Origin of the sequence: Vibrio sp. B1FLJ16, from assembly GCF_905175385.1 — a bacterium.
Lineage (GTDB): Bacteria > Pseudomonadota > Gammaproteobacteria > Enterobacterales > Vibrionaceae > Vibrio.
On record NZ_HG992750.1, the window covers coordinates 1631412 to 1644261 of the forward strand.

At 45.1% G+C, this 12850-nt stretch carries 12 protein-coding genes; 6 read left to right on the forward strand and 6 right to left on the reverse strand.

Annotation, left to right across the window (positions count from 1 at the left end):
• The first annotated feature begins 175 nt into the window (after positions 1-175).
• Entirely contained in the window at positions 176-2167 is a 1992-nt protein-coding gene (locus KHN79_RS21270) for a U32 family peptidase (protein ID WP_182011129.1), read from the forward strand.
• Positions 2168-2200: 33 nt separating this feature from the next.
• On the forward strand, positions 2201-2578 hold the full coding sequence (locus KHN79_RS21275; RefSeq protein WP_182011128.1) for a hypothetical protein: 378 nt from the start codon (positions 2201-2203) through the stop codon (positions 2576-2578).
• A gap of 566 nt (positions 2579-3144) precedes the next feature.
• On the opposite strand, the gene KHN79_RS21280 is transcribed toward KHN79_RS21275, so the two are convergent.
• The 3 genes from KHN79_RS21280 to KHN79_RS21290 all read right to left on the reverse strand — a co-directional run bounded on the left by KHN79_RS21280 (position 3145) and on the right by KHN79_RS21290 (position 8055).
• On the reverse strand, positions 3145-6258 hold the full coding sequence (locus KHN79_RS21280; RefSeq protein WP_182011127.1) for an efflux RND transporter permease subunit: 3114 nt from the start codon (positions 6256-6258) through the stop codon (positions 3145-3147).
• The gene (locus KHN79_RS21285) at positions 6255-7577 is read right to left on the reverse strand and encodes an HlyD family efflux transporter periplasmic adaptor subunit (protein ID WP_182011126.1); all 1323 of its coding nucleotides are present in this window, start codon (positions 7575-7577) and stop codon (positions 6255-6257) included. The genes KHN79_RS21280 and KHN79_RS21285 overlap by 4 nt, the downstream gene beginning before the upstream one ends.
• 127 nt (positions 7578-7704) lie before the next feature.
• Positions 7705-8055, reverse strand: a complete 351-nt coding sequence (locus KHN79_RS21290) for an EF-hand domain-containing protein (RefSeq protein ID WP_182011125.1) — start codon at positions 8053-8055, stop codon at positions 7705-7707.
• A 372-nt stretch (positions 8056-8427) separates the two neighbouring features.
• Here KHN79_RS21290 and KHN79_RS21295 point away from each other — a divergent pair, with 372 nt between their 5' ends.
• A complete protein-coding gene (locus tag KHN79_RS21295; RefSeq protein ID WP_182011124.1) occupies positions 8428-8895 on the forward strand; it encodes a NifB/NifX family molybdenum-iron cluster-binding protein in 468 nt (155 codons plus the stop codon).
• 49 nt (positions 8896-8944) lie between these two features.
• Entirely contained in the window at positions 8945-9154 is a 210-nt protein-coding gene (gene nqrM / locus KHN79_RS21300; protein ID WP_182011123.1) for a (Na+)-NQR maturation NqrM, read from the forward strand.
• On the opposite strand, the gene KHN79_RS21305 is transcribed toward nqrM, so the two are convergent.
• The gene (locus KHN79_RS21305; protein ID WP_182011122.1) at positions 9155-9436 is read right to left on the reverse strand and encodes a DUF134 domain-containing protein; all 282 of its coding nucleotides are present in this window, start codon (positions 9434-9436) and stop codon (positions 9155-9157) included.
• Positions 9437-9485: 49 nt separating this feature from the next.
• Between KHN79_RS21305 and KHN79_RS21310 the strand changes: the two genes are divergently transcribed.
• Positions 9486-9881: a PaaI family thioesterase gene (locus KHN79_RS21310; protein ID WP_182011121.1), complete on the forward strand. Its 396-nt coding sequence runs from the start codon at positions 9486-9488 to the stop codon at positions 9879-9881.
• Between the two features lie 259 nt (positions 9882-10140).
• On the opposite strand, the gene KHN79_RS21315 is transcribed toward KHN79_RS21310, so the two are convergent.
• The gene (locus KHN79_RS21315; RefSeq protein WP_182011120.1) at positions 10141-10917 is read right to left on the reverse strand and encodes a choline kinase; all 777 of its coding nucleotides are present in this window, start codon (positions 10915-10917) and stop codon (positions 10141-10143) included.
• A 144-nt stretch (positions 10918-11061) separates the two neighbouring features.
• Complete coding sequence (locus tag KHN79_RS21325; protein ID WP_182011119.1) at positions 11062-11595, reverse strand: GNAT family protein; 534 nt, start codon at positions 11593-11595, stop codon at positions 11062-11064.
• A 117-nt stretch (positions 11596-11712) separates the two neighbouring features.
• Between KHN79_RS21325 and KHN79_RS21330 the strand changes: the two genes are divergently transcribed.
• The gene (locus tag KHN79_RS21330) at positions 11713-12729 is read left to right on the forward strand and encodes an IS110 family transposase (RefSeq protein ID WP_182011118.1); all 1017 of its coding nucleotides are present in this window, start codon (positions 11713-11715) and stop codon (positions 12727-12729) included.
• The last annotated feature ends 121 nt before the right edge of the window (positions 12730-12850 follow it).

Consider the following 12850-nt stretch of genomic DNA (forward strand, 5'->3'; position numbering starts at 1 on the left):
CAAAATCCTTACTCGTTGCACTGTAAGAAAACTATAGATCAAGTCTTGTAGATGACCACCAGCAAGCAATCCTCCTTGATTAATTGACACAGATTAATAAAGCATCAACTAACCGAGCAACAACAGCGTGAAATACGTAACATGCGCCACCTGTTTGTTGAGTAAGAGAAATGCAGTGACACGCGATCAATTTGAGTTATTGGCACCCGGTGGCGATTTAGAAGCAATTAAAGCAGCAATCGCAGCAGGCGCAGACGCCATTTACTGCGGGCTGGACCGCTTCAATGCCCGCAATAGAGCAGCCAACCTCACGCTGGATAACTTAAACGGCGTATTAACACTCGCACACCAGCACAACTGTAAAATCTTCCTCACTCTCAACGTATTGATTTTAGAGAGTGAAATTCCGGCGATCGTGCGCCTGCTCAGTCAGTTAAATACGACCTCCATCGATGGTGTGATCGTGCAAGACCTCGGGCTGGCTTACCTTCTTAAACATCACTTTCCTGATTTAGATGTTCATGCTTCGACTCAGCTCAATACCCATAACGAAGGGCAGATTCTGTTCCTCAATCAGTTAACGGCGAGTCGCGTTAACCTTTCGCGTGAGTTAAATATCGACGAGATAAAACACCTCGCTCAGTTTGGTCGTGAGCATAACGTGATGATGGAAGTGTTTGTTCATGGCTCTTACTGCATCGGATTCTCGGGTATTTGTTATATCAGCAGCGCACGTAATGGCGCTTCTGGTAACCGTGGCCGTTGCAGCCAGCCTTGTCGCGAGCAGTACCAAACGACAAAAGCCGGCCATCACTGCCCGCTTAACCTAAAAGACAACTCCGCCTTTGGTGACCTGCAAGCCCTTGCCGATGCAGGTGTGTACTCGTTAAAAGTAGAAGGCCGAATCAAGAAATCGCACTACGTTTACACAGTGGTCGATAACTGGCGTCAGCAAATTGATCGCCTGTGTGACGGTTTAGAGCTATCTGACGATACGACTGAGCTTTACACCGTGTTTAACCGTGATTTCTCCAATGCCTTTTTACAGGGCAACTTCGGCAAAGCAATGTACATCGACAACCCGCGCGATCACGCCGTCAAACACTTCTCTAAGATTTATCAGTGTCAGTCTGAGAGTGAAGTCCAGCAGGTTAAAAGGAAGCTCTACGATGACAAAACGGCCATCATCGAGAAAGTCGCTACAAAGACGCAGGGTTTTGATATCAGCTCCGCTCAGGATTCTGGCAGCAGCTTGAAAGGCGCAATTGACGTACCGGATATTCCGCAGCTCACTCAGCCCGACCCCATTCAAGGCGCGCCAAAACTGTCGGTGCTGGTCTCTTCTGCGCAGGATGCCATGCTAAGTGAATATCAAAATGTCGATGTCTATTATCAACTGCCAATGGGGTTAGCGGGTGAGTTAACAGCAATGGTCGAGCTATTCCAAGCAAATCCCGCTCTAAAACCTTGGTTCCCGGCAATTTTGATTGGTGATGATTTCCAAGCCGCGCGAAATTTCCTTGAGACGATTCAACCTGAGCTTCTTATCACCAATAACTCCGGCGTGGGTATGATAGCGCTAGAGCTTGACTTAGACTGGGTTGCAGGGCCGCAAATGAACACCACCAACTCTTATGCGTTGAAGTGTTTGCAGGAAGAATTTTCCGCCAGCGGCGCGTTTATCTCCAATGAAGTGAACATGAAGCAGATGCGCCATATCAAACGCCCACAATCCATGCGCAGCTTCTACAGTATCTATCATCCGAATACCTTGCTTACCAGCCGCCAGTGCCTGTTTCAGCAAACCGAAGGCTGCCGTAAAGTGAAGGTAAACAAAGGCTGTCTAAAGCGTTGTGAAAAGCGCACGTCAATCATCAACCTCAAAGACAATCCGTATGTGCTGCAAAAACAGAAAGGCAGTCATAATTCCCTCTATGGCGAACACCATGTACTGAACCTGCAAGTGTTGCAGGATTTGCCACAACTGTTTACCGACGTGCTGATTGATCTGCGCGATATACAGACCGAAACCAGAGTATCGGTCACCAAGCCCGAGCTGATAGATGCCTTTTTGAAGCAACTCTCCGAGAGCAGCGAGCAAAACATGCAAACCTTACAGAAGATGGTTCATCCAGCCACCAACGCGCAGTACTTGAAAGGGCTTTAACAGCGAACCTAAATTCAAAGAGCCAGATATTAGATGAAACAAGAAACACTTAACTACTTTAATGACTTGAATTACACCATCACGACACAATCAGATGAGGTGTATGAGCTAAATCAGAACCGCACCGGACTAACGGTCGAGCTTAATTTTTCGGTATTGAACCAGGGAAAGCTCCCAGAATTACAAGTACAAAATACCGATAAAAAGCTGTTCTTCTTAGCGCTCGGCGACGTGGAACAAATCGGTATTGATAACTTAGAACCATTCTTTCTAAACCTCGATGAACACTGCTCGCTGGTCGTACTGGAAGAAGAGTTCTTTGAACAAAGCATGAAAGAGATTTGGATGTTCTTAGCCAAAGACCCGCGCGAACGCGATGCCTTTAAAGAGAGTAAGTACTACAAAGGCTGAAACGGTAATACCTATTCATCGCTAACAAGGCTGAGATGAAGGTTGACTGTCAACGGTTTAGCTCCTCCGTATCGCAAAGGATCTGGGTATCTCAAGGCTCTACTAATATCGAGCTGCCGATATGAGTTATGTCAAAAATATTGACCGAGAATCAGCAGAAGTCAGATTAACAGTAAGCAATAAAAAAACGGCAGTCAGTGATAGGGTTAATCGACAAATAAACCCTACATATACCCAAGTAACCTCAAGATGCTCGGTTCAGCGAGAATGGCTTGGTTCGCAGTCACGGCAACGATTAGAAGATCTAGTCATTCTAAATCAAAAATCGTTAACAAAGGCTGTGAGCCAAGCCAACTCGCCCTTCGGGAGCGTGTCACAGGCACTACTTCAGCGTCAAATAACTTGGAAAGAGCTCGCTATTCCACTGCGTTACTTACTTTGTGAATAAGCCTTGAACTAGCACCAGTGACAACGCTCTGAACCCTGCATCTTGAAGTCACTTGGGTATAAACTACCATTTTCATGCGGAGCCGAATTACTCGGTTCGGACTGTAATCCCAAGGACCTCAGAGGTTAGGTTGCGCCTCTAGCCCATATTGTGACCATTTAGTTAGCTTTAAATCATCCAAAATAAGCAGCACGCAAGGCACAACAATTGACGCGAGTAACGTGGCTGAGACTAAGCCAAACGCAATACTGGCAATTAGCGGGATCAGAAATTGCGCCTGTGTGCTAGTTTCAGTTAACAGTGGAAGTAAGCCTGCAAAAGTGGTTAACGAGGTAATAAATATCGCTCTGAATCGGTCACGCACCGCCGCTCGACAAGCATCTATCAAGCGCTCGCCTTGGGTGAAATTCTGCTTAATAAAGTTGACCAACAAAATGTTATCGTTAACGACAATACCCGCTAAGGTTGCAAAGCCAACCAGACTTGGAATAGTCAAATCAAACCCCATACCTAGATGCCCCCATACCACACCAATCCAGCCCATAGGTATCGCCAGCAGCACTGCGATAGGTTGGGTGTAACTTTGGAAAAGGAAAACTAAGATAAGATAGATCCCCACCAGGCCAAGAGCAAAGAAGGTCGCTAGTGAGGAGCCCGTATCTGAGCTTTCTTTATCCTGACCTTGAGAGGCAAAACTGACCTCTGGGAATTTCTGTTGAATTTGCGGAACAAATTCACTATTGAACTGCAGCATGACTTCACGCGCATTGGCAACCCGAGTATCGATGTTGCCTTGGACAACCACCGTATTCATCCCATTAATGCGGTGGATCCGTGAGAAACCTTGTTCTTTGTCAAACGTCGCCACACTTGATAGCGGAACAAGGGTTCCATTACCTGCCGTCACCATCAAATTATTCAGCTCATACAGGCTAGCTTGGTGAGTAAACTCATCCAATCTCACACTAATATCCACCAGCTCACCTTGTTGGAAAACCGTCAGATCAGTGCTGCCTTTTACCGCACTGCGCAGCGTTTGAGCAACATTGGAAGCATTAACTCCCATCACGCCGGCTTCATCTTTAAGGTTAACGTGGAATTCGGTCCTACCCTCACGCAGATCGGTGGAAAGGTTATAGACACCATCAAATCCCTTCAACCACTTCACAAGCGAGCGGCTAACTTGATTGAGCTGTTCTAAAGAATCCCCTTGAACTCGAATATCAATACCATTGCCGGCAATGCCACGTTCTTTATCGGTGAACTTGAGTGAAACGACATCTGCCGTGGGTCCTACTTTTTGTTTCCAATCTTGAATTAGATCTTTAATGTTCTGCTGCCTAAACTGCGCTGGTAGAAGATCGGCACTGACGGTTGCCATGTGCGGCCCCGATTCATTGGCATCAGAATTTGAGTTGAACATGATGGTGGTGCTCGCGACCAAAGGTTGTGAGCTTGGGTATTTCTCTGCGTAATCTTGATTGAGATCTTCAAGCGCGGTAGATACTTTCTCTACCACCGTCTCTGTCTGGCTAAGTAAAGTACCCTGCGGGAGCAAGATGCGCGCTTGCAGCACATCGCTTTCCAAAGCAGGCATGGCTTTGAATTTCAAAAAGCCTGACGAAATAGAAGCTGTCGAGATCATCACCACCATCACCAGTATCCCCAGTGAAAGATAAGGCGTATTCATCGCTTTGACACTCACTGGCACGAAAAATCTATCTCTGATATTTTCAAACCCAGCAATGAATTTATCCCGTATAGGGTTGGAGCGAAATTCAGTATGGCTGTGCGCCAAATGAGACGGCAGGATCAAGAAAGCTTCTGTCAGACTGACAAGTAACGTAATCAATAACACGATGGGAATATAGCGTAATACTTCGCCCATATTACCCGTGAGAAACATCAGCGGCCCTATCACCATGATGGTGGTAGCAAACGATGCGATCACACCAGGGAAAACTTGCTTGGTGCCTTCAACCGCAGCGTCAAACGCAGACAATCCTTTTTGCCTCTTGGCTGCGATGTTTTCTGCAATGATCAAAGAGTCATCCATTAGCAGACCAATGGCAACAATCAGCCCGACCAGCGTCATCATATTCAGGGTATAACCGAGAAGTTGTATCGTAAAAATAGCGCCAAGAAATGAAACCGGCAGCCCCATGGTGACCCAAAAGCTAAAGCGAATATTAAAGAACGCCCACAACATCAAAAATGCCAGTGCCAACCCTTGTACGCCATTGCTGGTAAGAATTCTCAGGCGTTCAATAATGTTAGTGCTGGAATCTTGCGTGATGGTTAAAGCGACGCCTTCAGGGGCTTTCGCTTGTTCTTTTTCAACAATGCTGACGATCGCATCCTTAACCGTCAAAGTATCCTGAAATTGTGTTTTAGACACCTGAAGCAAAGCGGCACGCTGGCCATTGAACAGGATTTGATTTTCATCGGTACTGAACTTCTGCTGAATAACGGCAACATCACCCAAACGAACCTGAGTCCCCGCCTCACTGGATTTAATCACAATATTTTCGAAGTCTCTGACGTTACTACCTAAGTGGTCGAAACGGACACTGATCTCTTCCAAGTCATTACTAAATACACCAGCCGGAGTGCTAATACTTTGCTGTTGTACCAGATTGGACAAGTCAGACACACTCAGGCCGTACTGTTGCAACTTCCACTGCGACACGCGAATTTCTATTTCTTGATCCGCAAAACCGCTCACGGTCACCTGCGTGATCATTGGACTGCCTTTTAGCTTGTGTTTAATTTGTTGGGCGTAAAGATATAAGTCCCTATCTGACATATTGCCGGTAATAGCGACACTGGCCACCGTCGCCACTCTGTCCAGTTTCGACACCGTCATCTGCTCAACCCGATCCGGAAAGTCATTTATGGCGTTAACCTGCTGCTGAATATCGCTGGTTAAGGTGTCTATGTCCTCATCATCACCGATTTCCACATTGGCGATGACCAAATTCTCTCTGGCATCACAGCTTAACTCTTTAATTCCACTCAGCTTATCGAGTGAGTCTTCTAACGGGTAACACACCTCTTCCATCATCTCAAAAGGAGACGCGCCCGGATAAACGATTCGAACTTCAATATTTTTGGTCGGGGTGAGCGGAAAAGTGTCTTTCTGAAGTTTGGGCAAGGCAAAACCCCCTAACAGAAGTACTGCCATCATCAGTACATTGGCGCCAGTGGCGTGTCGTGCGAAAAAAGCGATCATAGCTTGCCCTCTTTCTGAATCGCATTTACAGCTTTAAATCCGCTATGCGTATCCAACCAGAGGCCGATTTTCTCATCCGGTTGCGGTTGTAAAGACATCCCCTCAACGGCGGGAGAAAGTTTACTTAGTGCAACCACATCACCGAATTCCACGCCAGATTTGATCACCGCAACCTGCCCTTGGATAAAATCAACGCTCACAGGTTTGATTCTCAGTTTTCCTTCAGAGACAGTGTAAACTTTACCGTCATGAATGGCGTTTATCGGTAGCAGTACTTGTTGCTCCATAACCGGAGCTTTAAGCGTCACTTTAACAAAAGTCCCTCGAATAAGTGGTGGTTTCTCACCCGGGATCGCTTGCTGATAAGGCTGATTGATTTGAGCGACGAGGCTTTGACTTTGAGTCTGAGCATCGATTTCACCTCCGGATCGGCTGACCGCGGCAGGCCAAGTGATCACTTTATCGCCAGCCTGGAGCTCGACTGTCGCGCTCAAGTTGCTATGAACATCTTCGTCAAGCGAGTCTAAGTGATTGGAATTTCTTAGCGGGCGCATTTTACCAAGCGGAAACTGCGCGCGTACCTCGACGGCGTCAATGCCATCCGCTTTGAGCAGCAACTCCCCCTTATTGACATACTCAGCAAGCCCAACCAAGGTTTCAACAATGCGAATATCAAACGGGGCTTTAATCACGGTTTGTTCAAGATCGCGGTTTGCGAGAGCAAGTTCCGTTTGTAATACCTTCTGCTGGGCTTGATTAATCGCTAGCTGGTTTTTTTGAGTCTGGAGCTGTTGCTGGCTACTAAGCAGCTCTTTGGTCGCGCGGTCTTTCTCTGTTTTGGAGATATGCCCGGTCTCACTTAATTTGATTGAGCGTGCATATTCTGACTGTTGTACCTGAAACTCTTTCTCTGCAATCTTGAGTGAATCGATAATTGTTTGTTTTGTCAGCGTTAGTACTTCAAGCTCTGCCTGCAAGCGAGCAATAATGAGCTGATAAGAGGCGGGATCGATTCTGAGGATTTCGCTATCTTTACGAATAATGGTGCCAGTTTTGTATTGCTCGGAAACCCATACAACTGCGCCGTCGAGTTCGGACTGTGCCTGCCAATCTTGAGCGGGTTCAGTATGCCCATATCCGAAGGCTGAAGGTTGGATGTTTCGTGGCTCAACTTTCAGCACTCGCACCACCTTTTTAGGGGCGGCAGTACTCGCTTTGGGCGGTTCGGCCTTCATTCTCGGTGCCACGATCAATAGCGCGATGCCTAGTAAAACAGGAGGAATAAACAACGCCCTCTGCAACCAACTGTATCCAGTCATAACGATTCCTTTACCCTAGGTATATTAGCTGTAGCTTAAATAAAAATTAGCATACAGCCGTAAACAACTTTGCACTCAAGGTCTCAAAATAAGTCAGGCCTCGCAATGGAGACCTGATATTTTTAACTTACTGATTGTTTTTACCTTTGCCCATTCCAGCTCTAGGAATAGCTGCGCTTTGATGAGCGATAAACTCTTGCTCAGAAATAACACTGTCTAAATTCTTATCTAGCGAAGCAAACGTATGGCTTTGATTGATATTTTTCAACTTACGCCCCTCCTCTGCTCGTTGAGCAATACGCTCAGACCGCGCTTGATTAAACTCAGCTTCCGTTATCTGGCCATTGCCATCCAGATCAAACTGTGAAAATACTGGACGCGACATATTGTTGTTCATGCCTTTATTCATTCCACCAGCCACGGCTCCGAAAGCAATAGCGATGCAGAGTAACGCAATTATTGTGCTTTTGATTTTCATGACGTTTTCCTTCTCTTAAACCTTCTATTTAAGGATATGCTAATGTAGGTAACGTTACGTAATGTGATGTAAAGGTGTGTAAAGATGACTAAGCAGTTATCGCTTAATGTTCGGAGGGATATAGGGACAAGTCTTGCGTTTTGCCAAATATCACTTTTTGTATATCAAAAATACCTGACTATCTGTAACGTATTTTGAAACGTAGCAAGCTTCAGGGCATAACTTTGCTAGAGCTGCATTCATGTCAGTCAAGGCACTGAATAGCCGCTCAAAGTAGTAATACGGTGGATCCTAATTTTCCATAATTAGTTATTGGCATATGCCAATAACTAATTGTATAGTGTTCTCCTTACACAGATAAAGGAGAACACTATGTTGTTTGCCATTCCCTGCCGCGAATCTTCTCTTTCCAATCATTTTGCCAAAGCCCCTCAGATTATGCTGTGGGATAACCAAACCAATGCCAAACGAATCCTTGAGCTGCCTAAGTCATCATCGTGTTGTGGTCATAAGCACTTTTGGCGTGAAGTATTGCAAGATAATCAGGTGAATGCTGTTGTCGTTCGTTCAATTGGTTCGAATATGCTGAGTACACTATTTAAGCTCAATGTTCGTGTTCTGAGTGCACCGCGTGGGTTCTCTCTGGAGAGCTTTGATGAAAACCAATTAACTCCAGTCACTCAAATTGAATTTGCTCGGCCGTCAGCGAATAAAAATAAAGCAAGCTGTTCAAGTCAGAGTAAATCACGTTCTGCTGTGATTGGTATGCGAGAAGCATACAGTGAACGAAGAGTTACAGACCTCGAGTACTCACTAGTAAGCTTTCGCCACAAGCGATGAATCACTTGGCGAAAGCGTTTAAGTTACTCAACCAACCAGAGAAAAAATAATGATATACCTAATCAGCTTTGTGACTTTTTTGGTTGTTGTGGTCTTGATGGCGATAGGCGTGATGCTAAAACGTCAAACGATACAAGGCAGTTGTGGTGGGCTGGCTAGTATTGAAATAGAAAGAGAGTGCAACTGCGTCGAAACGTGCGATGAGCATGCGCGTGTACTTTACCAAATACAGGAACCGCAAGTGCCTTTTAGGTTCTAGCTATGATTCGCGACTAAACATGAGTGCATGACCATGAACTAAGCTCTGAGCTACTTTGGCACGAGCACGCTTTACGATATTGCCAAATGTCTGCCTAGAGACTCCCATGCTAGCCGCTGCTTCTGCTTGACTGAGATCTTCGAGATCGGCCAGGCGCAGAGCTTCGAGTTCCTCGGCCAACAGCTCAACTTTATCGAGTTGAGAAAGAGGCACGCCATTAGGTTTAAAACACTCGTATGGCGCGCTTCGGCAAATGTTGCGCTCTTTTTTTGGTCTTGCCACTTTGTTTACACCTCTAGTCTTATCGTCTTTTCTAACCGAGTAGTATTGTATGTCTATTTATATCCCCAAAAATCACCAACAATGTGCGGTTTGCTGCCAGCCTTTTTTCAACGATCATAGTGCCATCCACTTTGAGTTAACGGCTGACGGAGGTGTTGTGGGGCAAATTGTACCAACTAAAAAAGTGCAAGGCTATCAAGGTGTCATGCAGGGCGGTGTGATAGCTACATTGCACGACGCAGCAATGACTCATTGCCTATTCGCTCGTGATGTTTGCGCTATGACAGCTCGACTTGATGTTCGCTATATCAAGCCAATCCCTCTCAATTCAGTAATTCAGCTTCAGGCTCATTGCTTGATGGAAAAGAGGGGTATGTATTTAATGCAGAGTCGCATTTTTATTGGTGGGGACTGTTACTCAGCTGCTGAAGCTAAATTTATCTAATACCCTCGACATACTTGAGATGCTTGCAATCGCGTTGTGAGACAACACTGTACTAACCTCAATGTGACTGCTCAAATAGCATTCTGTGGAGTCCGATCCACTGTTGTCAGAGAGAACTATTGTTGACAAAAGAGGGAGTTCATGTAGCCCAATTAAGGTGGGAAGCGCGCTACTACAACACTCAATTTGAACGCCTTAATCACTAAGCCTAACTTAAACCCAAAATACCACGCGTGCTGAATCCCTCTTGAACTGTTTGTTATAACGTTTTTTCCACCGAAATCAACCAACTAGGTACATTTTCTCTAAACCAATTGAAGTACATAGAGGCTGATGATTTACCTCGAAATGTCAAGATATTAGTGACTTCGACAACCAACCAAACTTTCGCAAGAATCAAATGTCTTTGCAGTTTATCTTGGGACAACTTGGAAGAGTATTGGACGTATTTTTCTACTATTGACTCATAATCACGGCTTGTTCCTAAACCTCTAACCAAAGGAGCCAAATCAATTGCAGGACTACCAAAACCAAACCGCTCCCAGTCAAACAAAACAAGTTCGCCATTACCTCTAGTACCCCAGTTCCCCTCATTGCTATCGCCCGATATTAGTCCTTTAAAGTCGAATAACTCGAATGATAAATGCTGAACAGTTCTTATAGAATCTTGGGTTACCTCAGGCAAGTTTAATCTACTCAATGCAAGGTCAGTAGAGCGTGAATCCCAAGCGTGGTTCTTTACTGGAAACTCTGGCTGGAACTTCGAATTATGAATGAATGCTAATTGCTCAAAAGTACTTTTATTAGCGTGTAGACCATCGAACGTAATACTATGGGGAATGTACTCGATAACTAAGTTATTGCCACTAATATTAAGTAGTTTGGGAGTATTTACACCATCTAATGCCGTAGCTGCAAACTGATAGAAATTAAGTTCAACATCAGATGCATCTCCTTTATAAATACAAGGCTCGCCCTCAAACTCCCCAATTGAAACATGAGCCGCCCCCATTTTGGATAAGTCCTGTTTTCCCATATGCTTCCCTGCGTTATAACGCCCGCTTAAGGGGTGAACAACGCAATACTGATGCCGCCGCACACCACCTTAATCACAAAAATCAACGCATAGTAAAAATGCCACGCGTTGTGAATCCCTCTTGAACAATTGTTGTGTTTTGGCTCAAATTTTACGACTTAACCCATAAATTGCGTGATCAACAATACGACCATTTAGGTTTTCCGAACGAGTGACAATACCCTCAAGCCTAAAACCCAAACGTTCACAAACATTGCGGCTTGGCTTATTTTCGACTGCCGCTGATATTTGAACTTTTTGCATGTTTAGCTCAGTGAACGCAATTTCAACTAACTTGGAAACTGATTTGCTTACAATACCATGACCTTGATATTCAGAACTTAGCCAGTAGCCAATTTCCACTTTTTCGAGATCGTAATCAATGCTATTAAAACTAATATTGCCAACTAATTTCTCAGCGTAGAAAATAGCACAAACAAGTGATTTCCCCTCAGCGTAATCATGCAGAGATCGTTTTATAAAGCTAAGAAAGAAATCTTCGCCATCTGCGTGTGGAGGCCAAGCCAACCAGTGACTTAAATATTTGCGCTCTCTTGTGACTATTTCGAGATACAAAGGGGCAAATTGGGGCTCTACCAAAGCAAGTTGCAACCCTTTTTCAACTTCCAGTGTAAACATGATTTCCTCTTAAAAACACAACGCCCTATTAAGGTGATGAGATGTTCTCCCCCTACCACTTCACATGACTGTAAGCCATGCTTGGAGTGTTCAGATCCGAAGCAGAAGGAGAAGACCATGACTCAGCATAAAATCATCGGCATCGACTTAGCAAAAAATATTTTCTTTCTTTTTGAAATCAATCATAAAGGAAGAAACCTCAGTCGTAAAAAACTTCCACGAAGTAAACTACTTGACTACATCGCAGCGCAAACTCTCTGCATCATCGCGATGGAAGCTTGTTCTGGTGCGCATTACTGGGCTCGTGAGTTCGAAAAGTTTGGCCACAAACTCCTCCTGTATCCGCCCCAGCATGTCAAAAATCAACGTCGTAAACAAAAGAATGACTATAACGATGCTGAAGCGATTGCTGAGCTCGCTCTATACCAACGAAACTATACCGTTCCACACAAATCCATCGAACAACAAGACATTCAATCATTGATTCGAATGCGTAGATTATGCGTAACCGAGAGAACCCGATTGATTAATCAAGTTCGAGGCCTCCTTGCTGAATACGGCATTGTTATATCTAAAGGAAAAGCCTCCTTTAGACAAACCATTCCTGAAATAATGGAAAATTCTGAAAACCTACTCTCGCCAACTTTGCGTGAGCTGCTAGCCCATCAATACGAGCGTTATTTATACATCGATGAACAGATTCAATGGTTTGACGAGAAACTCAACCAAACGGTGAAACAATTCGATAATGCCAAACGACTCATGTCGATCCCTGGTTTCGGGCCTCTGACTAGCCAAGCTGTCGCTGTATGGCTCGGCTCAGGCCAACAATTTAAGACTGGGCGAGATGCATCCGCTGCAATGGGGCTGGTTCCAAAACAAGATACCACGGGCGGCAATGTCACGCTTCTAGGGATAACTAAGCAGGGCAATACTTACATTCGCTCTTTACTCGTTCACGGCGCAAGGGCGGCTTTAAGGCGAGCCAAATTCAAATCCGATAAACTCAGTAAGTGGATGTTGGACATCCAAGAGCGGCGAGGAGCCAATCGTGCCGCTGTCGCCCTCGCCAATAAATTCATGCGGATTGCCTGGGCAGTCACAACCAAGAAAGAAGAGTACCAACCAGCATAAGACAACAACCATCACCACCCCTTTGCAAAGTACGTAGTGAGATGAATATCAGGATAAATCCTACACGTTGAAAACCTTGTGCTCACACTGACTTTTAAAGTCGATAAGGTGATTAGGACTT